Raw genomic sequence first — 25,632 nt, forward strand, 5'->3', positions numbered from 1 at the left:
CCGCTGGGCTAGCGGGGATAGTCTGTGGAGCGAACGTAAGACCATAAACTCCTTGCGGGTGGAGGCTGTTGCTATGAAGCAGAAACCTAAGATGTGAATCTTAGGAATCACTGTGGCTTTAGCCCGGTGAGGATGTCAATTCTCCACGCAAAAACTGCAAGCAGGTGCGGGAGTATGACAAGCATCGCTATGGTGAACGCCATCTATAGCGGTTTTCATAAACTTGAGGTACAAAGATCCCCCTCAATCCCCCCTAAAAAGGGGGAAGTGGCGTTCTCATCCTTTCGCAATCTGCTAAATGCTTGTTCAACTCGGATCACTGGTGGAGCGTCGTCCGAGTTCGTAAATGCCACAGCCAACACAGGCGAGGATGCCGCCGCTGACCCCCCAACTCTGACCCAAACTCAACTCCACAAACCAATGACACGCCACACCCCCCACGAGGAACGGAATTAAGGTCATCAGGACGGCGGATAAGCTGTTGAAGGATTCGCGGGCGGGGCGGGAGGCTTCAAAGTCTTTCGCGGACATGTAGAGGGAGCGATCGGCGAAGTTAAACCAACGGGTTAGTTGGTGTTCAATCCAGTGGCGCAGGGTTGTTAAACTCAGGTAGAGCGCGAGCGACCAGAGGGCTGCACCCGCTAGAAAGACGGTATCGACGGGGATAACAAAGGGGAGGAGATCGCGCAACATGGGGGAATGACCAGATTATTTAATCCTATTTAAAGAATTTTGAGTGGATATGGAGATGATTGTAACAAACCCTTACGATGTAGACGCTGGGGGCTGGCAGGGGGAATTAGAGCTTGACTATGGTGCGATCGCAGGCAAAACGGTTTTACAACGCTCGTACCATCGTGCGCCGCTCAAAGTCCAGCGATCGCTCTATCCCGAAGGCGATCGCTGTTGCCACACGGTCATGCTCCATACCGCTGGGGGCATCGTCGGGGGCGATCGCCTTGCAACACAGATCCACCTTGCCCCCCAAAGCCACGCCCTCCTGACCACCGCCGCCGCCACGAAACTCTACCGCAGCAATGGCCCGGAGGCAGAGCACCGCATTACCGCCCAGGTGGAACCGGGGGCGGTGTTGGAATGGTTGCCCCAGGAGGCGATCGCGTTTAACGGGGCGAACTATCGCCAAACCATGGCGGTAGACCTCGAACCGGGGGCGATCTTTGCGGGCTGGGAAATCACACGCTTTGGTCGCACGGCGCGGGGTGAGCAGTTTCTCACGGGCATGTGGCGATCGCACCTGGAACTGTATCAAAACGGTGTGCCGATCTGGTGCGATCGTCAAGGCTTACCCGGCGGCATGGACACCGTCACCCACCCCCACAGCCTCAACCAACAGCCGATCATCGGTAGTTTCCTCTGGTTTGGCCAACCCATCACCCCCGAACTCCTCCACACCCTGCGCCAACTTCCCCCACCGCCCCAGGGTGAATTTGGTCTTACCACCACCCAGCACCACGGCCTCCTCGCCCGCTATCGCGGCGCATCCACCACCGATGTGAAGCAGTGGTTCATCACACTCTGGCAGTATTTACGACAACAGCAACTCAACCGCCCGCCCCTTAAACTACGAATCTGGGGCTAGTCATCGCCTCAATTGAGATTCGGTCAGATCTTGGGAGATTAAACCAATGAGTCGATTGGCTTGGGCAGTGGTGTGTATTGCCTATTTAAGCGGCGTTTTGGGGGCACAATTACCGATCGCACCCGGTGCGATCGCTCTTGCTTGGATCAGCATCGGCTTGGTTCTGAGTCGCGTCATGCCCTTCCGGTGGCGGGCTGGCCCCGATTGGCGCGTTTGGTGTAGTGCTGGTTTCATCGCCGCCCTGGCCGTGGGCTACGTTCACCTCAGCCAACCCCACCCCGTCCCCCAAGATATTCACTATCACCAAGCCCAATTGGCCGGAAAACAGGTGGTGCTCGTCGGTCGCATTACCGAACCCCCACGCCTCACCCGCAAGCAAAAAGTCCGCCTCATTCTCCAAGTGGAGCAACTCAACGGCAACGGCAATATTGCCGGCAAAGTCTACGCCACCATCCCCCTGCTGCACGGCACGGGCCTCGTCCCCGGTCAACAGGTGCAACTCCTCGGCAAACTCTACGATCCACCGCCTCCGAGCATTCCCGGCGGCTTTGATTTTCGGGACTATCTGCGGCAACAGGGGATTTTTACCGGCTTTACGGGGCAACTGATGAGCGAACCCACGGAGCGACCCAAGGGACTCTGGCAAATTCGGCAACGGATTGTGAAGGCGTTGGTAGAAGGATTGGGGAGTCCGTCGGGGTTTTTGGTGGCGGGGATGGTGTTGGGGCGCAAGGCGGTGGATTTGGCGGTGGATGTGCAAACCCAATTTATTCAGGTGGGGCTGGCCCACACCTTGGCCGCGTCCGGGTTTCATGTGTCGGTGTTGGTGGGGATGGTGAAGGGGGTGACGGGGAAATTGCCCCAATGGGTGCAATTGGTGGCGGGGGTAATGACGCTATTGATTTACGTGAGCTTGACGGGGTTTCAGGCATCGGTGGTGCGGGCAGCGTTGATGGGTGGGGTGGGTCTGATCGCGTTGGTGGCGGGGCGACGGGTGCGATCGCTCGGTCTCATTCTCGTCACGGCAACGGTGTTACTGATCATCGATCCGCTCTGGATTGTTGATGTGGGGTTTCAACTCAGTTTTATGGCAACGGTGGGGTTAATTTTGGTGACCCCTTGGGTGATGGATCGGTTTGCTCAGTGGGGACGAGTGCCGCCATCCGTTGCCACCCTCGTTGCGGTTCCCGTCGGGGCGTTGGTGTGGACGTTGCCGCTCTTGATATACCATTTCAAAACTGTTTCGCCCTATAGCATTATTGTCAACATCATCACCACGCCTTTGATTTTGATCATTAGTATCGGCGGCTTTGCCAGTGGAGTTTTGGCGTTGATTAGTCCGATGGTGGGTTCCTATGGCGCAATGTTGCTGGGGTGGCCCGTGCTGGCGTTGCGGGAAATTGTGGCGTGGTTTTATCAGTTGCCGGGAAGCTTGCGGGCAGTGGGTTCGGTGGATCTGTGGCAGGTGGCGGTGATGTATGGTCTGTGGACGATGCTGTGCGGTACGGGCTTACGGCAGTGGAAGCGATGGGGGGTGATTCTGGCGGGGTTCTTGGTGTTGGTGGTTCCCTTGGGGTATCAACAGGCGATCGCTGTCCATTGGACGCTGTTGGATACGGCTCCTGATCCGGTGTTGTTGATCCAAGATCGGGGAGCGGTGGGCTTAGTGGGAACGGGCGATCGCGATGTGATTGACTATCAACTGACCCCGGTCTTGCAGCAATCGGGGGTGAATACCTTGGATGCGGTGCTGCTGCTGCGGGAGCGCGATCGCGCCAATCTACCCAGTCTGGCCACCAATCGCAACCTCAAGCAACTCTGGGCAACCCCGCCCGCCAGTCATGGCAATAGTGCAAATTCTGAAGGATTGAACGCGATCGCACCCCTCGCCCCGAATCAAGCCCTGCAACTCCGGTCTACCACCGTCACCAACATTAACGCCGATGGCTCGCTCCTCTGGCTCCACCATCCACAACAAACCTGGCTCTTGATCCTCGCCCCCCAATCGCAATGGCCCCAGTTTGAGACGCTGCCCGATGCGATCATTGTCACGGAAGCAGCCTTAACCCCGGATCTGTTCACCCGAATGCCTGCCCCGCTGGGCATTATCCTCAGCCGCCGCGAACCGGAGCCAGATCAGACCATCACCGCCCCCCAGACTCAAATCCTTTGGACGAGCAACACCGGCCTCGTGCAATGGACACAACACCAAGGCTTGAGCACCGCCCAAGCGAGTCTCAGTCTTGAGTGATCGACAGGGTGTAGGCGCTGGCAGCACCATTCACATCACCCACATAGATCGCATGTTCCCCCGATGACCACAGGCCGGGGATTTTCGCCATGCCGCCGCTTCGAGTGGCGATCGCATAAAAACACCCATCCGGGCCAACAATCATCAAACTCGGTTGACCACTGCCGCCGTTGGCCGTGGCGCTAATTTCCACCGCCATCGCGCTACTTAAACTGATGCGATGGCTCGGATTCGTCGGTACTGCATTACAACTGAGGGCATTATTTTGAGAGGTTCCCACACATTGGGATGGGCCGCCAAACACATTTGTGCTCGATCCACAGGCTGCATTTTGGGCATCCACAGCACCCGTTAACACCGTGCCCAGCAGTGCCGTAGAGAATAAAACAGAGGGAATAAGGTGCTTAAACATGATGAGTTTCCTAACTCGTGATATCTCAATAATGGCTGATCCTGAACGCCAGTTTGCACACCATAGACCTGTTGATCAATTGGATCAGACCGCTATCAAACAAAACAGGGAAGAGGCGATCGCCCCTCCCCTATTTAGACGCACAGCCCATCAATAATGTTCATGAATGGCCTGTATCCCTGAATGCACTGGAGCGGGTTGACGCTCCAGGGGTGTCTGTCTCGGCTTAGGTTCCCACCGTCCAGGAGTTGATGTACTCTTCTTGGTCGGGGGTGAGACTGTCGATGGCGATCTTCATCGCGGCCAATTTGAGGCTGGCGATTTCTTTGTCCACCGCTGCGGGAATGGAGTGGAGGCCGGGTTCAAGTTTGCCTTTATTTTTCACCAAGTATTCACAAGCCATCGCTTGGTTAGCGAAGCTCATGTCCATCACGGCGCTGGGGTGACCTTCGGCAGCGGCCAAGTTCACCAAGCGACCTTCACCGAGGACGATGACAGATTTACCCGTCTTGAGCTTGTATTCTTGGGTGAAGTTCCGGGCTTCGAGGACTTCGTTGGTCATGGTTTTCAGGGTCGCCAAGTCGATTTCTAAGTCAAAGTGACCAGAGTTACAGACCATCGCGCCATCTTTCATCACCTCGAAATGTTCGGCACGAATCACATGTTTGTTGCCGGTCACGGTGATGAAGAGGTCGCCTTGGGGAGCCGCTTCGGCCATGGGCATGACGCGGAAGCCATCCATGGCGGCTTCGATCGCACGGGTGGGGTCGATTTCCGTCACGATCACGTTTGCACCCATGCCTTTCGCCCGCATGGCCACCCCTTTACCACACCAGCCGTAGCCAGCCACAACCACATTTTTCCCCGCCAGGAGCACATTGGTGGCGCGGATCACACCGTCGAGGGTGGATTGACCTGTACCGTAGCGGTTGTCAAAGAAGTGCTTGGTGTCGGCATCGTTGACATTCATGGCGGGGAAGGTCAAGACCCCGTCTTTGAACATGGCGAGGAGACGGACGATCCCGGTGGTGGTTTCTTCGGTGGTGCCGATGATTTCACTGATTTGGTCTTGGCGTTCTTTGATCAGGGTGGCGGTCACGTCGCTACCGTCGTCGATGATGATGTTGGGGCGATGATCGAGGGCGATTTGGACGTGGCGGTGATAGGTGGCGTTGTCTTCGCCTTTGATTGCAAAGACGGGGATGCCGTAGTCGGCGACGAGGCTGGCGGCGACATCGTCTTGGGTGGAGAGGGGGTTACTAGCGATCAAAATTGCGTCGGCACCGGCATTTTTGAGGGCGATCGCCAAATGTGCAGTCTCAGTAGTGACGTGGCAACAAGCGACGAGGCGAATTCCCGCCAAGGGGGTTTCTTTGGCAAAACGCTCTTGAATTTGGCGCAGCACTGGCATTTCACGGCCAGCCCATTCAATGCGCTTTTTCCCTTGGGGAGCAAGATTAATATCTTTGACCTCGTACTGAGGCTTCGTTATGGTTGCAGTCATACTACTTAAGATCTAAAGAAGGTGTAATTCAGTCTTGCCGATTTTAACTAAAATTTTCCATCGGTGGCAGTGAGTGAAACCGTACCCCCTTAACGAATGGCGTGGGCGATCATTTGAGCATGGACATTGAGCCGATGGCCAAAGTACCAGACATGGGCGTTGTCAGCGATACATTGGCCGGTGGCGAGGGAAATACTATGGCCGGGATTGCTCACCCAGTAGTGTTTACCGATGAGCAAACCGTCCATGGGTTTATTGCCGCGTTGGGCCAAGATGGGCAGAAGACCATGGGCACAGTAGGCGGCAAAGACCCCGGATTTGGCGAGGTAGTCGGGGGGAATAAAACTGATGAAGCCTGCGATCGCATCTTGCATGATCGCGCTAATCTGAGCCGGATCGAGAATGCCCAACGCTAACACCTTCACATTGGGCAAAGGCGGAATCGGGTTCCCCATCGGTACGCCAATGTCGCACAGTTCCGTAATGCCGAAGCTTTGGCAGGCATGGGCAAGGGCGGCGTAGTCCCGATGATAGACGAGACGGCGGCTGTTGGGATGGCCAAAGACGACGAGACGACGGGCGCGATCGCGCAAGGGTCTTAGGCCGGTGGGTTCGCCAATATTGCTACAGACTGGCAAGGCGGCAATGGGAGTCTTGCGATCGCGCCGCAACTTCAACAACAGTCGCCGATAACTTTCTTTGCTCGTCAGCGCGTAATGACTACCCCGCACCAGTTGCCCCGCCAAATGCCGCTGCCACGGCGACAACCAAAAGGAACTCGTCCAAAAAGGGCCATGATCGTAGGGATACACCTCATGGAAGATCGTCACCCAGCAGGAGGCCGTTTTTACCTGCCAATGATGCAACCCCTGCCACAACCAAGCCGGATACCCCCGCCGCGCATAGCCATAGCCCTCGTACTGCAACACAATCGGCGAACTATTCAACTGCGCCAACAGCCCCGCCCGACTCCGCTGCAAAATTTTCTGCACCGGAAACCCATCCACGTCCACATCCCCCCGCCATTCAGGATTTCCCAGCACAAAATAGGTCGTGAGATCAAACTCGGAGCGCAACACCTGCGCCAATAACAAGGCATAGTCCCCCAACCCACTCACATCAGGCGTTAAGGTCGGGACAATTTGCGTGATTTGGTTCGGACTCATGACACCACAGCCTGACAAAAAAGCAACGATGGGCGATGCTCATCCCCCATCCATAATCCTGATTCCGATGCCCTCTGATGCCCTTCACACTTTGTCTGCACAACAGTCCAAACAAAACGCGCAGGATAGTTTCATTATCATGGGGTGATGGTGTTTCACTCCAAAACGTCGAAAATATTCACAGATTCAGTACCCATTCACGGCGGCCTAGTACAGAGTCAAGACTTAATATTCGGATTGTCTTGAATGTCCAACGCTCAACGTGACGGTGCGTTACGCTTCGCTAACAGCACCCTACAAACATCCTAATTCTTGGCATTGACGCTGCACTAGCCCCGGCGCACATTAAAGCAGCACCACTCGCCCCGTTTCCAGAGGGTAGCGATGATCCAGCCGTGGGCTTCGAGGACATCGGACACCTCTTGGGCTTGTTCGAGGAGAATGCCGCTGAGAATCGCCCAGCCTTTCGGCTTCACAAGGTTCGCCATCTGGGGAATCATCGGCATGATGGTTTCGGCCAGAATATTGCACATCAAACCGTCTAAGCTGTCGTCTAGGCCCGCTTGCACGAGGTCAATGCTGCCCTGTTTGACGGTTAAGCATTCTGAGGGGATGTTGTTGAGATTGCAATTTTCAACCGTGGCCTTGACGGACATGATATCGGTATCCACGGCGTAGACATGACCTGCGCCGAGGAGGATTGCCCCGATCGATAAAATGCCGGAACCGCACCCAATGTCAGCGAGGACGGTTTCCGGAGTGCATTGCGCTTCGCGCATTTCGAGGGATTCAAGACAAAGCTGGGTGGTGGCATGGGTTCCTGTCCCAAAGGCGGAGCCAGGATCGAGGCGGAGGGGAATCCGATCGCTCTCTGGAACAGACAGCCAAGCCGGGCAGATCACGAAGCGATCTCCGATTTCCTGAATCTCCCAATGGTCTTTCCAACTGCTCGACCAGTCTTCTTCACGGATCAAGCTCCAGGTTACTTTGGGGGGCAGGATTTCAGCCGCGATCGCATCCTGTTGCAGCCAGATCGAGAGCGCCGACAGATCCAATGTGTGGGCAGTCGCTTCCGGCAGATAGGCCCGCACCCGTAACGCTCGTTCTGTCCCTAGCGTTGGCAGATCTTCCGGTGGGGTTGGAATTAAATCCGTGGCCATCCCCTGACAGCCGAACTCCGTTAAACGCCAAAAGATCACATCTTCAGCAGCCGGATGGCCAATAATTTGTAGTTCCCACCAGCGGTTTGTCATGGACTGTCCTCAATACATCAACATGGCATCATCATCCAGTATCCCCCTCAACCCTGGCCGGAGGGGCGCGATCGCCCCCCATTCTCAGGATTACATCCCACCAGCGGCCCTAGAGAGTGACGGTATAGGCATCTTCAATCCCCGCAATTTGGGTGATTTCCGTCAGCAACCCATCCGGCAACGGATCATCCAAACTCAAGGCCATCACGGCATTGCCGCGCACAATTTTCCGCCCCACCTGCATACTGGCAATATTGACATTGAAATTACCCAACATCGAGCCAATCTGACCAATAATCCCCGGCATATCCCGGTGGAGGGTAAACAGCATATGACCACTGGGAGGCAGGTTGAGGGGAAATCCATCCAGATTCGTCACCCGAATTTCCCCATCGGATTGGAGCACCCCCGTCACCGAATGCTCACCCAAGGAACCGCGCACCTCCAGATGGAGCGCACCGGAATAGTCCGACGTAGAGGCATCCTTGGTTTCCGTGACGTGAATGCCGCGCTCTTTGGCCTCAATGGCGGCATTGACATAGTTCACCCGCTCCCGCAGGGCTTGGGAGAGGAGACCCTTGAGCGAAGCCACCACGATCGGCTGACTTTGGGCCGTGGCAAGATCCCCCTGTAGTCGCACATTGAAGCGATCGACCCGACCGCCGGCCAACTGCCCGACGAGATTCCCCAGGGTTTCCGCCAATTGTAAATAGGGTTTCAGTTTTTCCATCACGTTGGGATTCAACCCCGGAATGTTCACCGCCGATCGCGCCTGTAACCCTAGCAGCACATCGCGAATCTGTTCAGCCACATCAATGGCTACATTCACCTGTGCTTCTGCCGTCGATGCGCCCAAGTGGGGGGTAATCACGATCTGCTCTTCGAGGTCTCGCAAGGGAGATTCTCCGAGGGGTTCCGAGTCGAACACATCGAGGGCGGCTCCTGCGATCGTGCCTGCTTTTAACGCTTCGTAGAGGGCTTGCTCATCCACAATCCCACCGCGAGAACAGTTAATGATCCGGGTGGTAGGCTTCATGAGACCTAAGGCATCGCGCCCAATGAGATTGGTGGTTTCTGGAGTTTTGGGGACGTGGAGGGTAATGTAGTCCGCTTCTTTGAAGATGAAGTCAAGATCCACCAAGCGGCAGCCCAGTTGTTCGGCGCGTTCAGCAGAGATAAAGGGATCATAGGCAATCAGGTTCATCCCCAAGGCTTTCCCCACAGTGGCCACATGGGAGCCGATTTTACCCAGCCCCACAACCCCCAAGGTTTTTTTATACACCTCTGCCCCCACAAACCGTTTCCGCTCCCACCGGCCCGCCTTGAGGGAGCTATGGGCTGCGGGAATGTGGCGCGAGAGGGATAACATCATGGCGAGGGCGTGCTCGGCGGCGGCGGTGGTGTTGCCTTCGGGGGAGTTCACCACGACGATCCCGCGACGGGTGGCGGCGGGAATATCCACATTGTCCACGCCCACGCCTGCCCGGCCGATGATTTTAAGTTGTGTCCCGGCATCGATCACGGCTTTGGTGACTTTCGTGCCGGAGCGAATCATCAAAGCGTCATATTCCGGAATAATGGCAATCAGTTCGTCAACGGGTAAGCCCGTTTTGACATCGACTTTGGCCACTTGAGATAGGATATCGATCCCCGCTTGATCGATAGGGTCAGATACTAGGACTTTAGCCATAACAAATAACGTTAAGAAAATCTGTAACGCTGCCGACGGACGGAGCATTGCAGTAGGCATTGTATCGGGAAACGGGGAACTGCGGGTGATGCTTGGGAAAGAATTCACAACTGGGCGGATTAGGGGCGATCGCACCTCGAAATTTTCCCCTCAATCCGCAGGGAGTTTGGTGTTCGCTGTTATTCTACGAAAGAGTGAACCCTATCCACCCTCCTGCTCTCCACACCAGACTGACCATGAACTATTTAATTGCTGTCTTTCCCGATCGCATCACCGCCGAAGCCGCCTACACCGCCCTCGAACAGGCCAAGCTGCCGATGAATCAAGTCACCATTCTCGGCCGGGGCTACAAAAGTGCCGATGAGTTTGGCCTGATTGACCCCAACCAGAAAGCCCGCGAACAGGCCAGACTGATGGCTTTCTGGTTGGTTCCCTTTGGGTTTGCGGCGGGCTTTACCTTCAATGCCATTACCCATATCAACCTCTTTGCCTGGGCGGGGGAAGTGGGGAATCATCTTCTGGGGGGTTTGTTTGGGGCGATCGGCGGGGCAATGGGCAGTGTGTTCGTCGGCGGCGGGATTGGGATTTCCTCCGGCAGCGGCGACGCGCTCCCCTATCGCAATCGCCTCAATGCGGGTAAATATTTAGTGGCGGTGAAGGGGTCGAAAAGTATCCAACAACGGGCCACCCCTGTGCTCGAAGGGTGTCAGCCGGAAAACATCCAGGGCTATTTTGAACTCTAGGCAGGGCTAGGGGGTTCCTGGCCTTGCCTCGGAGTTCTGAGGGCGCGGCTGAAACGGTCTGATCGCGTCACCGGTTGAAGTTCCGGCGGGCGATCGCAGTGCAGGCAAGATCTCAAAAATTTTGTAGGCTGAGAACAGGAAATTTGTGAAAAAAGATTCTGTTGGCTAAAAATTAGTCATGAAAGTTAAATCGTAAGCCGAACCATCCCCTCGCCGTGAACCCGCCATGACTGAGCCTCACCTGCTTGATATTTTTTCAGAACGCAATGGTACGGAGCCAACCACCCCGGCGGCGGGTCAAGGTAAACTGTTGACGGCAACGCTCCACTCGGAAACCTGGGAACTCTTGGCGGTGAATGGGGCTTTGGCTCAGTTGGCGGGGTTACCGACAGATCCGACAGAGTTAGCGGCGCGATCGCTCAATTTCTTCGACCTCTGCCCCCCGGAATCGTCCCGCGATCGCCAATCTCTCCAACGACGGCTGCGGCTCCCCCTCATTTTGCGCGATATTGCGGCGATCGCCCCCCAAGACTGGCGACTTTGGGACGAACCGCAAATTTTCACCCTCCACAGCCCCCACCATGCCAAACCCCGCTACATTCAAGGCTGGTTCCGCTGGGAACACCTCCGCGCCCACCGCATTGATCCCACCTACGACGAACTCGCCGACCTTGATCTCCACCAACCCGCCAGCCTTTCCCAAACCAACCTCGAAACCCGCATCGCCTGGAATAACTACCAGATCGAAGGGGATGTCATGTGGGAAGGCATCGACATCACCCCCCAGGAAACCCTACGCCGCCTCAATCATGTCTTAGTGGATGTGGGCAGTGCCGTTTTTGATCCCGAACATCTCCACTGCGTCGGGCACAAGCTCCACGCCCTTTTTCATGCCACCACCACCCTCATCCTCAGCATGAAACAAAACCGGGTGCAGCCGTTCCTCTTTTGTAAAGGGCAGGCTGAACCCTTGGAAACGTTGACCCTGAAGGATTTAGAACAAGCCCACGCCCTGCGAGCCATTCAAGCCCATCGCGTCTGGAATGTGCCCGACCTCGAAGCCGATTGCCCCACTCCCCTAGAGCAGATCTTGCTAGAGCGGGGCTGTCGATCGCTGCTGTTGATTCCGGTGTCGCAATCCCTGAGCACAGGCGGGTCGGAGCAGGTGCTAGGGGTGGTGATTTTGGGCTGTCCCACACCCCACCAATACGATCAACTGGATGCCGCCTACGCTGAACAATTGATCCCCGCCTTCCGTACCGCCCTGCGTCAGGCTAATCAAAACAAACTCATGCGGGTACATCCGGCGGTGGAGTGGCGTTTTGCCCAGGAAGCGGAGCGGCGCAGTTTGGGGTTGCCGCCGGAGCAGATTGTTTTTCGGGGCCTATATCCGATGTATGGGATGTCGGATATTCGCGGATCTTCCGATGAGCGGAATCGGGCGATTCAGGCGGATTTGTTGGCGCAGTTTAATTTAGCGATCGCGATTATCGATCGCGTCCTTGAAAACCAAGCGATCGCTTTTCTCCAACAGGTACGGGCCGATCTACAATTACAAATCGATCGCCTCGCTGAAGGAATCAAAGTGGAAGACGAAGTCACCGCGTTGGACTATCTTCACGACCATGTAGAAGCCTATTTTGACTATTTCGAGCAATGTAGTCCAGCGGTGAAGCAAGCGATCGCCACCTACGAACAAGCCTGCAACAACGATCACCATTGCATCTATCACGCCCGCGCCCGCTACGACAGCACCGTACAGCAAATCACCGCCCATCTACGCGACACCTGGGAACAGTGGCAAACCCAAATGCAGACCATCCTACCCCACTACTGCGACACCGAAGTCACCGACGGGATCGACCACATGATCTACCTCGGCAAAGCCATCCATCCCCAATTTTCCCAATTCCATCTCCACAGCCTGCGGTATGAACAACTCCGCGCCCTTTGTGACTGTGCCCGCACCTGTTTCAACCTCCGCGACGAGCAAGATAATCCTCTCCAAGTGGCCCATTTAATTTTGGTACAGGATATCACCGTCGATATTTTCCACGACGAACAAACGGAAAAACTCTTTGACGTGATGGGCACTCGTGACACCCGCTACGAAATCGTTAAAAAGCGCATTGACAAAGCCATTTCCACCCAAGATCAAGCCCGCATCACCCAACCCGGTATGCTCACCATCGTCTATTCCACAGAATCAGAATGGCTCGAATATCAACATTATCTACGCTACCTAGAGCGCGAAGGTTGGATCACTTGCGATCGCATCATGGGAGCCGTAGAACCCTTACAAGGGGTAACCGGCCTGAAATTTGCACGAGTCGAAGTGGTTCCAACGCCAGCAGAAAAGTCAGCATCCTAACCCCAATGAAACAGAAATCATGAATTCTTCTGCGGTTCTGGTTTCCCAATCCCTGTCAGAGGTACAGTTTTTATTTTTTACTCACTGGCCGCCTAGAATTCACTATTGCAGAAAGGAACAGTAAAAGAGAGATAGAGAAGAGCGATTGCCCCTAGCAATTCACAGTAAAAATCAAATGTCAACTTGCGGAAAGTTAAGTTCTAGTGATGTTGTCACCCTTTCAGATTTTTTATTTTTTGTCAACCTGCGGAAAGTGAGATATGGCAATCCTATTTGATTCATGAACAGGCAAGGGGCTTAAGCCCCTTGTTGATGAGGAGATAAGATCTCCGATTGATTTAGGATCGCTATAGAACTCAAAAAAATTGGTTAGATGACGTTGTTGTCCCAGAGGAGTTTGTCGAGGAGGAAGTTGTCGAGGTCTTCAAAGGTGGAGGCGTAGGTGAGGGTGGGGGTTTCGTAGCCTTTGAGGGTGACGGTGTATTGGCTGAAACGTTGTTGGGCGCGGCCGAGGTCGGCGAGGTAGTTGTAGGTGGATTCGCCGAGGGCGATGTCGCGGTGAATTTGTTTGGTGCAGGATTCGAGGCGGAAGGCGGCGTTGACGGTGTCGCCGATCGCGGTGTAGTCGGGGCGATCGCCCGTTCCCGTATTACCTACCATCGCGTAGCCGGTGTTAATCCCCACCCCAATTCGCAGGGGGAAGGGTAAGGTGTAGTGATTGCCGAGGTCGGCGGTCATTTTGTTGAGGTCGCTGACGGCTTGGAAGATGGAGAGGACATCATCTTTGGCGATCGCCTGCTCGCCATGGAACCAGATCGACATCACCGCATCGCCAATATATTTATCCACCCAACTCCCCGATTCACGGATAATCTGACCCGCCTGCCGAAACCAATCCCCGATTAATTTCGAGAGGATCTTTTCATCCAGCTTGCGCGTCAACACCGTAAAATTCCGAATATCCACCACCAGCACCGACATCAAGCGCCGCACATGGAGCACCGAGGTTTGGGTGTCTTTGGCACTGAGTAAGTCCGTTGCCTCTGTGGTTGTATTGCCAAAGAAAAACCGTAGTTCACTTTGACCAAAGGTGACATGATCGCCACTCTTGAGCACCACGGGCACATTGACCCGCCGCCCATTAATAAATGTGCCGTTGCGACTGCCCAGATCAATCAGATAAAAAATGCCGGTTTCGGTATATTGCAACATGGCGTGATTCCGGGAAATCCACCGATCCGGAATCACAAAGTTATTCTCCGCTCCCCGCCCAATTGTCCAATGGTTACGACCCACCAACGGCAAGTAGCGTTTGCCGGTAGGAGTGCGCAGTAACAGATACGGAAGGATTCCCGAATTCATACGGGCAATGGGAGAGAAGAAAAAGTGGGTGGTGTCTTGGCCTTTAATTGTACGGGTGAATGTTTAAAATGCCATCTTTAGGGTTCTTGTTGGGTGGTGCAGTGGATGCCGCCACCCCCAGCGGCGATCGCATCAATATTCAGTTGCAGGATGTCGCGTTGGGGGAAGAGGTCTTGGAGAATGCCTTGGGCCCGTTGATCGGCGATCGCGTCACCAAATTCCGGCACGAGGATCGCCCCGTTGACGCAGTAAAAGTTGACATACCCAGCGGCAAAGTCGTCATTATCAAACGTGGGGCGAATCTGTTGGGGACTTTCGAGCACAACCACTTCGAGGGGGCGATCGTCGGCATCGGTGGCGCGGCGCAGGATGTCGAGATGGTGGCGGGTGACGGCATGGTCAAAGGAATCGGGGTCTGGGTCATAGGCGGCGATGACGATGCCGGGCTGGGCAAAGCGGGCATAAAAATCCGTATGGCCATCGGTCATATCGCGCCCCCGAATCCCCGGTAGCCAGATGATTTTCCGCAGTCCGAGCAGAGGTTTTAACTGGGCTTCGCAGGTGGCTTTGTCGAGGCCGGGGTTCCGGTTGGCGTTGAGCACACAACTTTCGGTGATGATCGCCGTGCCTTGGCCATCGACTTCAATGCCGCCCCCTTCGAGGACTAAATCGGTGGCGATCGCATCCATCCCCAGATGCTCTAGGACGCGGCGAGCGACGCGGGCATCATTGCGGTGGGTTTGTTTGCCACCCCAGCCGTTAAAGTTGAAGTCAATGCCGCCGAGTTGACCCTGGGCATTTTTCACGAAGACGGGGCCAATGTCGCGCATCCACAGATCATCGAGGGGGGCGGTAATGAGTTCAATCGCGCGGCTACATTTACGGGCAGCGATCGCCCGGTCGGCGGGGCGGACGAGCATGGCAACGGGTTCATAGTCGGCGATCGCATTGGCGATCATCGCGAGGGTATCTTGGACAGCGGGCAGGAGGTCGCTGCCCCAGATGGCGCGTTGGGCTCCGAAGCTCATCCAGGTGCGGCGATGGGGTTCGGTTTCGTCGGGCATGACCCAGGTGGGTTCGATGGCGGTAGAAGGTTGGCATCCCATCGTCTGTCCTGCGATCGCGAGTCCTGTACCGGTGATCAATCCTTGGAGGAGCGATCGGCGTTTAATGGGCATGGGGGTTAAAGGTCGAGATGGTTGATTTTGATGATCGTAAACGTTAAGCCCAGGATAAAACCCCTGCGCTCCCCGTGAACCCTGTGCCGTTGACCCATTGCCCCGCGCTGTAAATCCGAACGGAGAGCAGATCGCCGTTCCCAAAAGCCGTTAGGCTAGAACAAGAGCAATCATAGAGATACTAACGAACGTGACATACAATATCGGACTATTAGGGCTGGGCACCGTGGGGACAGGCACAGCAGAGATTTTGCTCAACCCCGACGGTCGGAGTCCTCTGCTCAGGGATATTCGGATTCATCGGGTCGGCGTGCGTGCCCTCAACAAACCCCGGACGGTGGACTTTGAACCCGGTGTTTTAACCACTAACCTGGATGCGATCGTCGCTGACCCCGAAATTGACATTATTGTGGAATTAATCGGCGGTGTTGAACGGGCGCGGGAATTGATTTTGAGTGCGATCGCCCACGGTAAACATATCGTCACCGCCAACAAAGCCGTCATCGCCCGCCACGGTGACGAAATCTTCTCCGCCGCCCAAACCGCAGGCGTGTATGTTCTCCTCGAAGCCGCCGTCGGCGGCGGGATTCCGATCATTCAACCCCTCAAACAATCCCTCGGCGGCAACCGGATCGAGCGCGTCACCGGCATCATCAACGGCACAACCAACTACATCCTCACCCAGATGCAAAACGAAGGAGCCGCCTTTGATGACGTACTCGCCGAAGCCCAAGCCCTGGGCTATGCCGAAGCTGACCCCACCGCAGATGTGGATGGCTTTGATGCGGCTGATAAAATTTCGATCCTCGCTTCCCTTGCCTTTGGGGGACGAGTCCGCTACGAAGACATCGACCGCCAAGGGATTCGCAACATCAGTCCAGCGGATATTACCTATGCTCAACAACTGGGCTTCACAATTAAACTGCTGGCGATCGCCCAATGGAGCACCGCCCAAAACTCCCTACACCTCCGCGTCGGCCCCACCCTCGTCACCAATCACCACCCCCTCGCCAGCGTCAACGGTGTATTTAACGCGATCTTGGTCGATGCCGATCCCCTCGGTCAGGTGATGTTCTACGGCCCCGGAGCCGGGAAAGGAGCCACCGCCAGCGCCGTCGCCGCTGACCTGCTCAACATCACCGCCCTGCTCCAAAGCGAAAAACTCGGAGACGGCCTCCATCCCCTCCTCACCTGCACCCACACCGACTACTGCCCGATCACCCCCACTGAAGCAGTGGAAACTCGGTTCTATGCACGGTTCCTCTGTGGCGATCGCCCTGGGGTGATCGGCCATCTCGGCACGTGCTTCGGTGACCATAATGTGAGCCTAGAATCCATCGTCCAAATCGGCTACCACCAGGATCAAGCCGAAGTTGTGGTGGTGACTCACGACGTGCGCGAAGGGGATTTTCATGCTGCCCTTGATGCGATTCACGGCTTTGAAGAAATCGACGATATTCACATTGCTAGTGTTTTTCGGGTGTTGTAATGCCATTACCCAGTGATTGCGATCTCACCGACCAATGGCGCGACAAAATCCGCCGCGCCAACCGCAACAACATTTTCTGCCATTGCCGCACCTGTGGCGAAGAATGGGTCGCCTCCGATGGTGATGGGCCTTGCATCTGTGGCAGTCGGGATCTAGAAGCGATCGCTTGTTGGCAATTTCCCGACGGTTAAGGCGTTGGGATGGGATTGATCATGTACACCCTAAATTCAGTTGGGGGTTTGGTCGGACATTAAGGGGCATCCTCCCACACTGGCGCGAGGGTTTGGTAGTCGTAGGCGCGGGCGTTGGTGTGACAAAGAACACAGGTTTGCACCGATACCGTCGGCGGACAGCTTAACGCTTCATTTTGGCGGCAATAGTCGCCGACTTTGGGATGAAGGGCGCGGAAAAATCGCGAGGCGGAGAGGGTCGAGGGGAGGGTTTCTTCTCGCCCGGCGGGGCGGGAAAAGTTGCGCACGTAGTCCCACATCAGGCGCACGTCAATATTCGAGATCGGGGGGAGATTGCCTTGGCTGCGACGGAGGTTCACGCCAAAATGCTGCATCGGGTTTTCGAGGAGTTCCACCCACCGCTCACGGGGCAATAAAGCCGGTGGGACAGCCACATGGCAACTGCCGCAGCGTTCGACGTAGATATCCCGTTCAAGGGTTAATTCTTCAGGGACAGGATCGACGGATTTGGTTGGGTCGATCGCAGCTTGGACGGGTTGGGGATGGAGGGCGATCGCTAACCCTAACCCCAGCACTGCCCCCAGGCATAGCACCAATACCCCCGCCAACCATTGCCGTATCCCTTGAATTCTTTGCATATCAATCCACCGGCACAGTATCTAACAATCGTTCAATAATCACCTTAGCCTGCTTTCCACCCGCCGGAATCATCCGATGGGCCAATACATAGGGCGCTAACACCTTGACATCATCCGGCAGCGTATAGTCGCGCCGATCAATTAAGGCATAGGCCTGGGCCGCACGTTGGAGGGCCACCGTTCCACGCGGACTCACCCCCAAAACCACCTCTGCATCCGATCGCGAGGCTCGGACTAACCTCAGCATATACTGTTGCAGCGCCGGGGTCACGGCGACTTGACGGGCTTGGGCTTGGAGTTCGAGCACTTCTTCGGTGGTGATGCAGGGTTCGAGGGTTGTCATGCTCATGGTTTGATGGCGCTGCAACATCACCAGTTCTTCGGATTCCGTGGGATAGCCCAAGGACAGGGAGAGGGTAAAGCGATCCATCTGGGCTTCGGGGAGGGGGAACGTCCCTTGGTATTCGATGGGGTTTTGGGTGGCGATCACGAAAAAGGGCGCGGGGACGGTGAGAGCCACCCCGTCGATCGTGACTTGGGCCTCTTCCATCACTTCTAAGAGGGCGGATTGGGTGCGGGGGGTGGCTCGGTTGATTTCGTCGGCGAGGAGGATGTTGGCGAAGGCGGGGCCCGCTAGAAATTCAAATTCGCGGCTGCTGGGGTTCCAAATATTGGTTCCCGTCACATCGGAGGGGAGCAGGTCGGGGGTGCATTGAATGCGTTGGAATTTGCCGCTAATCGATCGCGCTAGGGATTTCGCGAGGAGGGTTTTACCGACACCGGGCACATCTTCTAGGAGGGCATGGCCGCCGCTGATCAGGGCGGTGAGCACGAGGCGAATGGCGTGATCTTTGCCGACAATGACGCGGGCGAGGGATTCGGTAAGACGGGTGATGCGATCGCTCATAGCGGAAGAGGGAGGACTAATCATGGTTTGGATTTTAGGGGTTTAGGGCAAGATTTGCACAACTACACGGACGTTTTCGCCAATTTCTGGCCGCTCAGGCTTGTCTCTGTCCGCTTTTAAACCCGGGCCCCTTGGCAGTCGGCTGCAATTTGCGCTTTGAGGGCATCGAGAGAGGGAAATTTTTGTTCAGGGCGGATGAATTTTTCGATGGCGATCGCCAGGGTTTCGCCGTAGAGATCCCCCGACCAGTCAAGTAAATGCACTTCAATCGTCGGCTTGGTTCCGGAGACCGTGGGACGACAGCCGATATTCATCACGCCGGTTAGGTTACTCAGACCCGCTGCACTAGACACCCGCACCCGATAGACCCCGTGGCGCGGCAGCAGCTTTTGGTCGGGGACTTGCAGGTTGGCGGTGGGGAAGCCGATGGTGCGGCCCAGTTGTTGGCCTTGGACGACTACGCCGTGCAGGGTGTAGGGGCGACCGAGGGCGGCGGTGGCGATCGCCATATCCCCCGCCGCCAAGGCCTGGCGAATCCCGGAACTGCTCACCCGTTCGGTATCGTGACAATGGAGGGGGGTAATCCGCACCTCACAACCAGAGGCGGCGGCGATCGCTTGTAAGGCCGTCGCCGTGCCGCTGCGATCGCGCCCAAAACAAAAATCCGCCCCGACGCTGACCCGTTGGGCCTGGAGTTGGGCGATTAATATCTCGTCTACAAATGCCTGGGGAGTCATCCGCGCCAATGTGGCCGTAAAGGGCAGCAGCACCAATTGTTCAATCCCAAAGGCTTCGAGCTGCTGGACTTTTTCCGCTAAGGGGGTGAGGAGGGGGCGGCGATCGCCCGAAAAAAACTCGCGGGGATGGGGGTCGAAGGTCACCACCGTAGACACCAAGGGACTCTCGCCCAATTGCGGGCGAGCGATGGGGGCCATCACGGTCTGATGCCCTCGGTGAACGCCGTCAAAATTGCCAAGGGCAAGAGCAGTGGGGGTTAACGCTTGTTGAGTCGAAGAAGTAATCCACACGCTTTACATTTTGACACAATTGCCGTCATTTCCTCACAGTGGATCTCAACTCTCGGCAAATACCACCCTCAATAGCGCACTTCAAAGCCGTTAAGCCCCCGCACCGTCCGATATTCCACCTCAACCCGCTGCACGATCGCCGCATCCGATCCCGAATGACACCAATCCACCATCTTTTCCACCGCCCCCTTCGGCCCCTCAAAAATAGCTTCAACGCGGCGATCGTTAAGATTGCGCACCCACCCCCGTAGCCCCGCTTGTTGCGCCCGTGCGACGGTGGCAAAGCGATAGCCAACCCCCTGCACTTTGCCAGAAATCCAAACATGGGCATGGACAACAGAGGGTTGTGATGAGTAATTCATGGGCATTTGAGGCAATTTTAGGGATAGATCCACAGCCACAGGGCTATTTCAGATCTACGGTACGGTATCATGGGCGGCTTTCAAAAAATCGTTCGGGTCATTGCCAGTTCCACTGCGATCGCATCAGCCGGCACACCCATGGGTTAGAACCCCTCACCCTAAATCCCTCTCCCAAGCGGGGCGAGGGACTTCTGACTCCGTCTCCCTTTCTCCCTTCTTGGGAGAAGGGGTTGGGGGATGAGGGCTATACAATCTAGATGTGCCAAAGTGGGATGCTCCCCATGGGTTAGAACCCCAAGGCTCCAAGCACATCTTCAACGGTTTCAATCCCGTCGCCCGCCGCTTCAATCATCGGACGCGCCCGCTGCACCGCCTCCATCAATTTTTCGCCATCCACATACATCGTGTCGGTGGGATAGTTTTCAAAAAATTCTAACAGGGACACCCGATTATCTTGGGCTGAGGTGGCGATCGCCGCCCGCAATGCTGGCACACTTTCCTCACGGCTATCCGGGTGAACCACCTGGCCCGCTTCCGCTAAGACACTATCCCCGTGGGAACTGTTCAACGCGCCTTGCAGCACAAGATAATTCACCGGCACAGTCCGATTCAGAGCCTCCCGGAGCAGGGCAGGATCTTGTTGGCTCAAGCTCACCAATAATCCCAAGGAGGGGGATTGTTTTCCCGTTTCCGCAAAGCGGGTAATCTCTGACACTGGGATCGAATGGCGCAGAAAACCGTAGGTCAAAACAATATCCTTCGCAGCATAGGCGGCCGTGCTGGGCAGGAAGGTTGCGAGGGTGATGACCGTGGCCAGACTCGCCGTTTGCACCATTGTCCGAAGGGAGAAGAACGCCATAACAAAAAACCTCAACCAAGTAGAAAAAAAGAGCGATCAGCGTGAGCCAGGAACGTCAGCGATGGATCTGGGGCTGATTCCTATTCATGATGACGGATTCGGGGGCGAAAAGATGCCGCCGATCAACCACTTTCTTGACCGGACTCCTGGGAATTTTGGGCAACATAATCGGCCCACATTTGATCATAGGCGGCTTCCATATTGCGGGCGAATTGCCGACCGTTCCAGAGAGGAGCCGATCGCCGCGCTGCCCGTAATTTCAGCATCACCTGCTGACGTAATTCGGCATCCGTGCCCAATTTCACCCCCCAGTCCACATATTCGGCGGCGCTGTGGGCGATGCCTTCGGTGATTCCGGCGTTGAGCATCATTGTGTAGCTGTTGCGGGCGGCGAACTGTTGGCCGACGCGGGTGACGAGGGGAATGCCCATCCAGAGGGTTTCCATGGTGGTGGTTGCGCCGTTGTAGGGGTAGGTGTCGAGGATGATATCGGCGATCGCCATATTGGCGCGGTGGTTGGCTTCGGCAAAGTCCACGCCGAGGAACTTGAGGCGATCGCGCTCTACCCCCACCTGATCGGCAAGGGTTAAAAACGCCCGTTCCATATCTTCGGTATCGTTCGATCCCTTAATTAAAAAGTAACTACCGGGCACATTTTTGACAATTTCCAATTGCAGCCGCATCGTGTCGGGGTGACGTTTATAGCCTTTTTGGACGCTGTAGAATGCGATCGCCTCTGTTGGTATGTCTAAATCCTCCCGGCGCAGGGTCGGCAACCCCACCTCAAACCCATCGCAGGCAATATAACTATTCGGCAGCCGCACAATTTTTTCCTGATAATAGTCCTGAGCATTCTCTGGCAACACATAATCATCAGCAATAAAATAATCAATCGTCGGAATCCCCGACGCATCCCACCCCAACCATGTCACCTGAATCGGCGCAGGTTTCAAGATCACTACACTACACACCGTATCCACAGTGATGCTATCGAGTTCGATTAAAATATCAATTTCGTCCTCAAAAATAGCATCGGCTAAACTGGCCACATCCGTTGCTTTAAAGGACTGCTTCACCTGCGACACATACCAATCTTGGAGCGGTTCATGATAATCCGGCATGGCCATTAAATAGGCGTAGGTGTCGTATTTTTCGCGATCGCAATGCTGAAACAAGGCCCGCGCTAACCACCCCACGGAATGCCGCCGTAAACAATAGGATAAATAGCCGATTCTTAACTTGCGATGGGGGTCGCGGGTTTGGATGCGATCGCGATGCCCTTGGGCGTAGCGGGCTTGGCGTTGAGGCGTGTGGCGGGCCGTGTTTTCAGCGCAAACTTGGGTGATCTGTTGCTGGAGGCGGTGGCGATCGGCCGGTGCATCTTGAAAATAGGGCGCGAAAAAATAACTATTAAATAACCGAGAAATTTGATCGAGGGCCAAATCTTGCGGGCGAGTGGTCACAAATTCCTGTAACAGTACCTGCTGATTCTGAAAAATTTCTGTACTTTCGTCCCATTTCCCCCCGGTAATCACCACAGATTTTAAGAGTGTTTTCAGAGCATCAATGCGATCGGCTAAGGATGTCACTAAACTGAGGTGATGTCGTGCTGCTGCGATGCCCTTTTGATACTGATCCGAGTTTTGATAAAATTCGGCCCGTGATGCGGTTAATTCGGTATTCAGCGGGTCAATTATGAGGCCTTGCTCACAAATTTGGGCCGCGAGATAGGGCATATTTTTCAGATAGCCAATATTTTTAGCCGCTTGCCCCAACAGATCCCCATAGGTTTTCGCCTGTTCTGTTCCGATAAAATAGGGCAAACTCGCTTCTATAATGGTCAACATTTGCGGATGACCCGGATCACGATTCAATAACTCTTGCATCACTGCCATCCAGAGCATCGGATCAAAGGATTCTTGCGGGGTCTGCAACAGGTCAGCGAGGGGAGCCTGATCCAGTTGGGGGCTGCAATATTGTTCGGTTTTGAGGTTAAGGCGGAGGCTTTGTAAGTGGCTATCGATGCGATCGGGAAACAGGACTTGGATTTGTTCACGAATTTTCACCGCTTGCTGAATATCGCCCTGGAGTTCTTGATAGAAGGCTTCATGGTTGAGGATGTCGAATAGTTCCCGCTGCCACTGTTCTAGCTCGGCATCGTCACCCCCAAACATCCCCATCAACCATGTTGAATCCGCATCTTCCGGTTGACCATTCAACAACAACACCAGCCCCAAATACCAATAATTGGTTTTATTTTGGGGATCTTGTTGAAGGGCGGCTTCATACTGTTGAATCGCGTCGAAATAGTGACCAGCACGATAAAGGTCTTGAGGGTTAATATCTGGCATTGTGTAGGGCTTAAATCAGCAACAGTGAGGGCAGAGCGTTCCAATGATAAAGGTGAGTTGAATAGCTCAACTCACCTTGATGGCATTACGCCTTAAATCACGAGAACTTAAGCGACGTTTATGCGCCCAAATCTTTCCATTGGGTGCTGCCACCGACAGAGTCACCCAAGTTAGCACAGACCCGTGCCGGAGCACCATCTACTGTCGGTGCTTTAGGAGCGGGTTCAAAAGTGTTACCACCAGCTTGAAGACTTGTCACTTTGATGGATTCGCAAAGGCTGGCTTGAGTGGTGGCTTCCCCTGCATTGTTACCACCGGCTGCACCGGAAAATTCAGTTGCCACAACACCGATGTAAGCTTTCAAACTAGGCTTAATGGGAGTTGCGTAGATCCGAGCCGCAGTCGATGTATTGTTGGTCATGATCTGATAGCGATAGTTCACGGTTTGAGTAGCAACACCCAAGCCCAGTTGTAGAATATCGCTTTGGAAAGATTGGGATTCCAAGTAGGAAGCCTGTTGACCGCGCATCAAAGCGCCGATGTTGTTGCGGGCTTCTGATTGTTTTGCTTTGTTGGCTTGACCCAAGAGGGAAGGCAACGCGATCGCAGCAAGAATACCGATAATGATGATCACAACGAGCAGTTCGATCAGGGTGAAACCCTCATCTTCTTTGCGGGTGCTATTGAGATACTGTAAAAATTTGGCCTGAAATTCTGGTTTCATAGGACGTTTTGCCTCAACGCTGGCTAGCTTCTGTGTGTAAGATACCCAGTTTAAACCCATGACCTATCACCGACGCTAAATTTTTTTAAATTGTTGCCCCTCAACGGGTGATCAGCAGATATCCCCCGGCCTCTAACCCCTGTACGGTGCTGTAGACTGCGGCTTGGGCATCGTCGGGAGTGGTGGGGGTGTTGGTGATTGGGTTAATGGGGTGCAGGGTTTGCCAGCGTTGGGCGATCGCTTGAAAGGTTTGGGGGCCGTTGAGTAACGGCAGCAGAATACAGGCGGCTAGTGTGGCATCAACGAGGGCAGATGCGCCTCGTTCCGGTAAAAAGGCTTGGATGTTGAGGGGGTTGAATTGGGTTGCACAGCGTTCTAGTTCGGCTCGGAAGGCGGGGGTGTTCAGTTGGGGGTGGAGGTGAATTGTAGAACTGCGCCAGTCCGATCGCCCCCAGGCTGCGATCGGTTTAATGTCCTGAGGGAGTTGGGGATGGCTGCACCAAAGGTCAATGAGGCGGTTAGTGGGGTGAAACAGTTCAAAGAGAGCGAGTTGATCTTCAATACTGGCTTCGGGGAGAGCCATTTCCCAAAAGGGAGGCAGATTATTCGGGGTTTTGAACAAATCGAGGAGGTTCCATTTTTGCCATTCCACCATGCTGATAAAGTCGAGTTGGGTGAGGCGGAGCAATTCAAAGACGTGAGGCACGGAAAAGCCGCGATCGCCCATTAGCAAATAATTCGCCAAAATTGATTCTTTCGACTCTCCTACCTTTTGCCAGTTGGCCCGCTGTTTCAGCAGGGTGTAATCATGAAGCGCTTCAAAGGTTTCCCGCACCACATCGACTTCCACATCTTCAGGATTACTATCCATTAGCCCCATCATCCGAAACGCCGTTTGCACCCGTAACATCGTTTCACGGCCATAAAGACTATGGAGATTAAACCGGAGGATGCCCGTGGGTTTTAACACCCGACTCATGGCAGCCAAGCCCGCTGCTGGATCATCGAGTAAATACAGCACCTCATCACAATTGATGTAGTCAAATTCAAGGCCCAAACTGGGTAAATCTTCAAGATCTAACACTTGAAATTCAACGTTTTCAATGCCATGGTACTGAATCCGCTTTTTGGCAAATTCCACCGATTCCGGGGACAGATCAACACCGATCACCTGGCTGCTCGGATTGGCTTGGGCGAGGCCGAGGGCTTTGATGCCGGAACCACAACCCGCATCTAAAATCACCATGCCGGCCGGGTCGATCACGGTGCGATCGCGCCGATAAAACGCGGTAATCAAATTATGGATATAGAGAAAATCTGGATCATCGGCGTAGGTATGTTCAACGGGGGTGCTGGGATAGGGGCAATGGTCGAATTGGCGGCGGATTTTTTCGCGGAGTTCGGGATCGGGGGTAGACATAGGAAAGAATTACACAACAGATCAGCCGGTCAGGATTGACGCAGTGCGACGGGCAAACAAGGGGTTTAAACCCCTTGCCTCGCCAAAAATGTGTCAGGCCTGCCTGTATTTTAGCGGAGGCAACCTATGGCAC

At 55.0% G+C, this 25,632-nt stretch carries 22 protein-coding genes; 6 read left to right on the top strand and 16 right to left on the bottom strand.

Annotation, left to right across the window (positions count from 1 at the left end; all coding sequences use genetic code 11):
- Positions 1–306: 306 nt before the first annotated feature.
- On the bottom strand, positions 307–693 hold the full coding sequence (locus tag PN477_RS12340) for a hypothetical protein (RefSeq protein WP_272119885.1): 387 nt from the start codon (positions 691–693) through the stop codon (positions 307–309).
- Between the two features lie 55 nt (positions 694–748).
- Here PN477_RS12340 and PN477_RS12345 point away from each other — a divergent pair, with 55 nt between their 5' ends.
- Positions 749–1,600 (top strand): urease accessory protein UreD, encoded by an 852-nt coding sequence (locus PN477_RS12345; RefSeq protein ID WP_272119887.1) that lies wholly within the window; start codon positions 749–751, stop codon positions 1,598–1,600.
- A 46-nt stretch (positions 1,601–1,646) separates the two neighbouring features.
- Positions 1,647–3,851, top strand: coding sequence for a ComEC/Rec2 family competence protein (locus tag PN477_RS12350; RefSeq protein ID WP_272119889.1), 2,205 nt, complete (start codon positions 1,647–1,649; stop codon positions 3,849–3,851).
- Here the strand turns inward: PN477_RS12350 and PN477_RS12355 are convergent.
- The 5 genes from PN477_RS12355 to serA all read right to left on the bottom strand — a co-directional run bounded on the left by PN477_RS12355 (position 3,838) and on the right by serA (position 9,876).
- A complete protein-coding gene (locus PN477_RS12355) occupies positions 3,838–4,263 on the bottom strand; it encodes a hypothetical protein (RefSeq protein WP_272119891.1) in 426 nt (141 codons plus the stop codon). The two genes, PN477_RS12350 and PN477_RS12355, sit on opposite strands and share 14 nt — an antisense overlap.
- Before the next feature lie 226 nt (positions 4,264–4,489).
- A complete protein-coding gene (gene ahcY / locus PN477_RS12360) occupies positions 4,490–5,767 on the bottom strand; it encodes an adenosylhomocysteinase (RefSeq protein ID WP_272119893.1) in 1,278 nt (425 codons plus the stop codon).
- A gap of 89 nt (positions 5,768–5,856) precedes the next feature.
- Entirely contained in the window at positions 5,857–6,933 is a 1,077-nt protein-coding gene (locus tag PN477_RS12365) for a hypothetical protein (RefSeq protein ID WP_272119895.1), read from the bottom strand.
- Between the two features lie 329 nt (positions 6,934–7,262).
- The gene (prmA, locus tag PN477_RS12370; protein WP_272119896.1) at positions 7,263–8,186 is read right to left on the bottom strand and encodes a 50S ribosomal protein L11 methyltransferase; all 924 of its coding nucleotides are present in this window, start codon (positions 8,184–8,186) and stop codon (positions 7,263–7,265) included.
- A gap of 109 nt (positions 8,187–8,295) precedes the next feature.
- Positions 8,296–9,876, bottom strand: coding sequence for a phosphoglycerate dehydrogenase (serA, locus tag PN477_RS12375; protein ID WP_272119897.1), 1,581 nt, complete (start codon positions 9,874–9,876; stop codon positions 8,296–8,298).
- Between the two features lie 236 nt (positions 9,877–10,112).
- Here serA and PN477_RS12380 point away from each other — a divergent pair, with 236 nt between their 5' ends.
- Positions 10,113–10,619 carry a hypothetical protein gene (locus PN477_RS12380; RefSeq protein WP_272119898.1) on the top strand — a complete coding sequence of 169 codons (507 nt, stop codon included), beginning with the start codon at positions 10,113–10,115 and terminating at the stop codon, positions 10,617–10,619.
- Positions 10,620–10,845: 226 nt separating this feature from the next.
- Positions 10,846–12,990 (top strand): tetratricopeptide repeat protein, encoded by a 2,145-nt coding sequence (locus PN477_RS12385; protein ID WP_272119900.1) that lies wholly within the window; start codon positions 10,846–10,848, stop codon positions 12,988–12,990.
- Positions 12,991–13,359: 369 nt separating this feature from the next.
- Here PN477_RS12385 and PN477_RS12390 read toward each other — a convergent pair whose 3' ends face one another.
- Both PN477_RS12390 and PN477_RS12395 read right to left on the bottom strand, forming a co-directional pair.
- The gene (locus PN477_RS12390) at positions 13,360–14,352 is read right to left on the bottom strand and encodes an adenylate/guanylate cyclase domain-containing protein (RefSeq protein WP_272119902.1); all 993 of its coding nucleotides are present in this window, start codon (positions 14,350–14,352) and stop codon (positions 13,360–13,362) included.
- Between the two features lie 77 nt (positions 14,353–14,429).
- The gene (locus PN477_RS12395; protein WP_272119904.1) at positions 14,430–15,530 is read right to left on the bottom strand and encodes an agmatine deiminase family protein; all 1,101 of its coding nucleotides are present in this window, start codon (positions 15,528–15,530) and stop codon (positions 14,430–14,432) included.
- 190 nt (positions 15,531–15,720) lie between these two features.
- Here PN477_RS12395 and PN477_RS12400 point away from each other — a divergent pair, with 190 nt between their 5' ends.
- Positions 15,721–17,019, top strand: a complete 1,299-nt coding sequence (locus tag PN477_RS12400; RefSeq protein ID WP_272119906.1) for a homoserine dehydrogenase — start codon at positions 15,721–15,723, stop codon at positions 17,017–17,019.
- Positions 17,019–17,210 (top strand): hypothetical protein, encoded by a 192-nt coding sequence (locus PN477_RS12405; protein WP_272119907.1) that lies wholly within the window; start codon positions 17,019–17,021, stop codon positions 17,208–17,210. The genes PN477_RS12400 and PN477_RS12405 overlap by 1 nt, the downstream gene beginning before the upstream one ends.
- A gap of 59 nt (positions 17,211–17,269) precedes the next feature.
- On the opposite strand, the gene PN477_RS12410 is transcribed toward PN477_RS12405, so the two are convergent.
- From PN477_RS12410 to PN477_RS12445, 8 genes are all read right to left on the bottom strand, one after another.
- The gene (locus PN477_RS12410; RefSeq protein WP_272119908.1) at positions 17,270–17,848 is read right to left on the bottom strand and encodes a cytochrome C; all 579 of its coding nucleotides are present in this window, start codon (positions 17,846–17,848) and stop codon (positions 17,270–17,272) included.
- Between the two features lies 1 nt (position 17,849).
- Positions 17,850–18,755, bottom strand: coding sequence for an AAA family ATPase (locus PN477_RS12415; protein WP_417158805.1), 906 nt, complete (start codon positions 18,753–18,755; stop codon positions 17,850–17,852).
- Positions 18,756–18,871: 116 nt separating this feature from the next.
- Positions 18,872–19,783, bottom strand: a complete 912-nt coding sequence (locus tag PN477_RS12420) for a bifunctional riboflavin kinase/FAD synthetase (protein ID WP_272119910.1) — start codon at positions 19,781–19,783, stop codon at positions 18,872–18,874.
- 68 nt (positions 19,784–19,851) lie between these two features.
- Entirely contained in the window at positions 19,852–20,151 is a 300-nt protein-coding gene (locus PN477_RS12425) for an acylphosphatase (protein ID WP_417158803.1), read from the bottom strand.
- 280 nt (positions 20,152–20,431) lie between these two features.
- Positions 20,432–21,004 carry an alpha/beta hydrolase gene (locus PN477_RS12430; RefSeq protein ID WP_272119915.1) on the bottom strand — a complete coding sequence of 191 codons (573 nt, stop codon included), beginning with the start codon at positions 21,002–21,004 and terminating at the stop codon, positions 20,432–20,434.
- Positions 21,005–21,126: 122 nt separating this feature from the next.
- Positions 21,127–23,355, bottom strand: a complete 2,229-nt coding sequence (locus PN477_RS12435; protein ID WP_272119917.1) for an O-linked N-acetylglucosamine transferase, SPINDLY family protein — start codon at positions 23,353–23,355, stop codon at positions 21,127–21,129.
- A gap of 118 nt (positions 23,356–23,473) precedes the next feature.
- Positions 23,474–24,079 (bottom strand): type IV pilin-like G/H family protein, encoded by a 606-nt coding sequence (locus tag PN477_RS12440; protein ID WP_272119919.1) that lies wholly within the window; start codon positions 24,077–24,079, stop codon positions 23,474–23,476.
- Positions 24,080–24,179: 100 nt separating this feature from the next.
- The gene (locus PN477_RS12445; RefSeq protein WP_272119921.1) at positions 24,180–25,499 is read right to left on the bottom strand and encodes a class I SAM-dependent methyltransferase; all 1,320 of its coding nucleotides are present in this window, start codon (positions 25,497–25,499) and stop codon (positions 24,180–24,182) included.
- Between the last annotated feature and the right edge of the window lie 133 nt (positions 25,500–25,632).

The organism is Spirulina subsalsa CS-330 (genome assembly GCF_028330765.1).
In the GTDB taxonomy this organism is placed as follows: Bacteria; Cyanobacteriota; Cyanobacteriia; order Cyanobacteriales; family Spirulinaceae; genus Spirulina; species Spirulina subsalsa_A.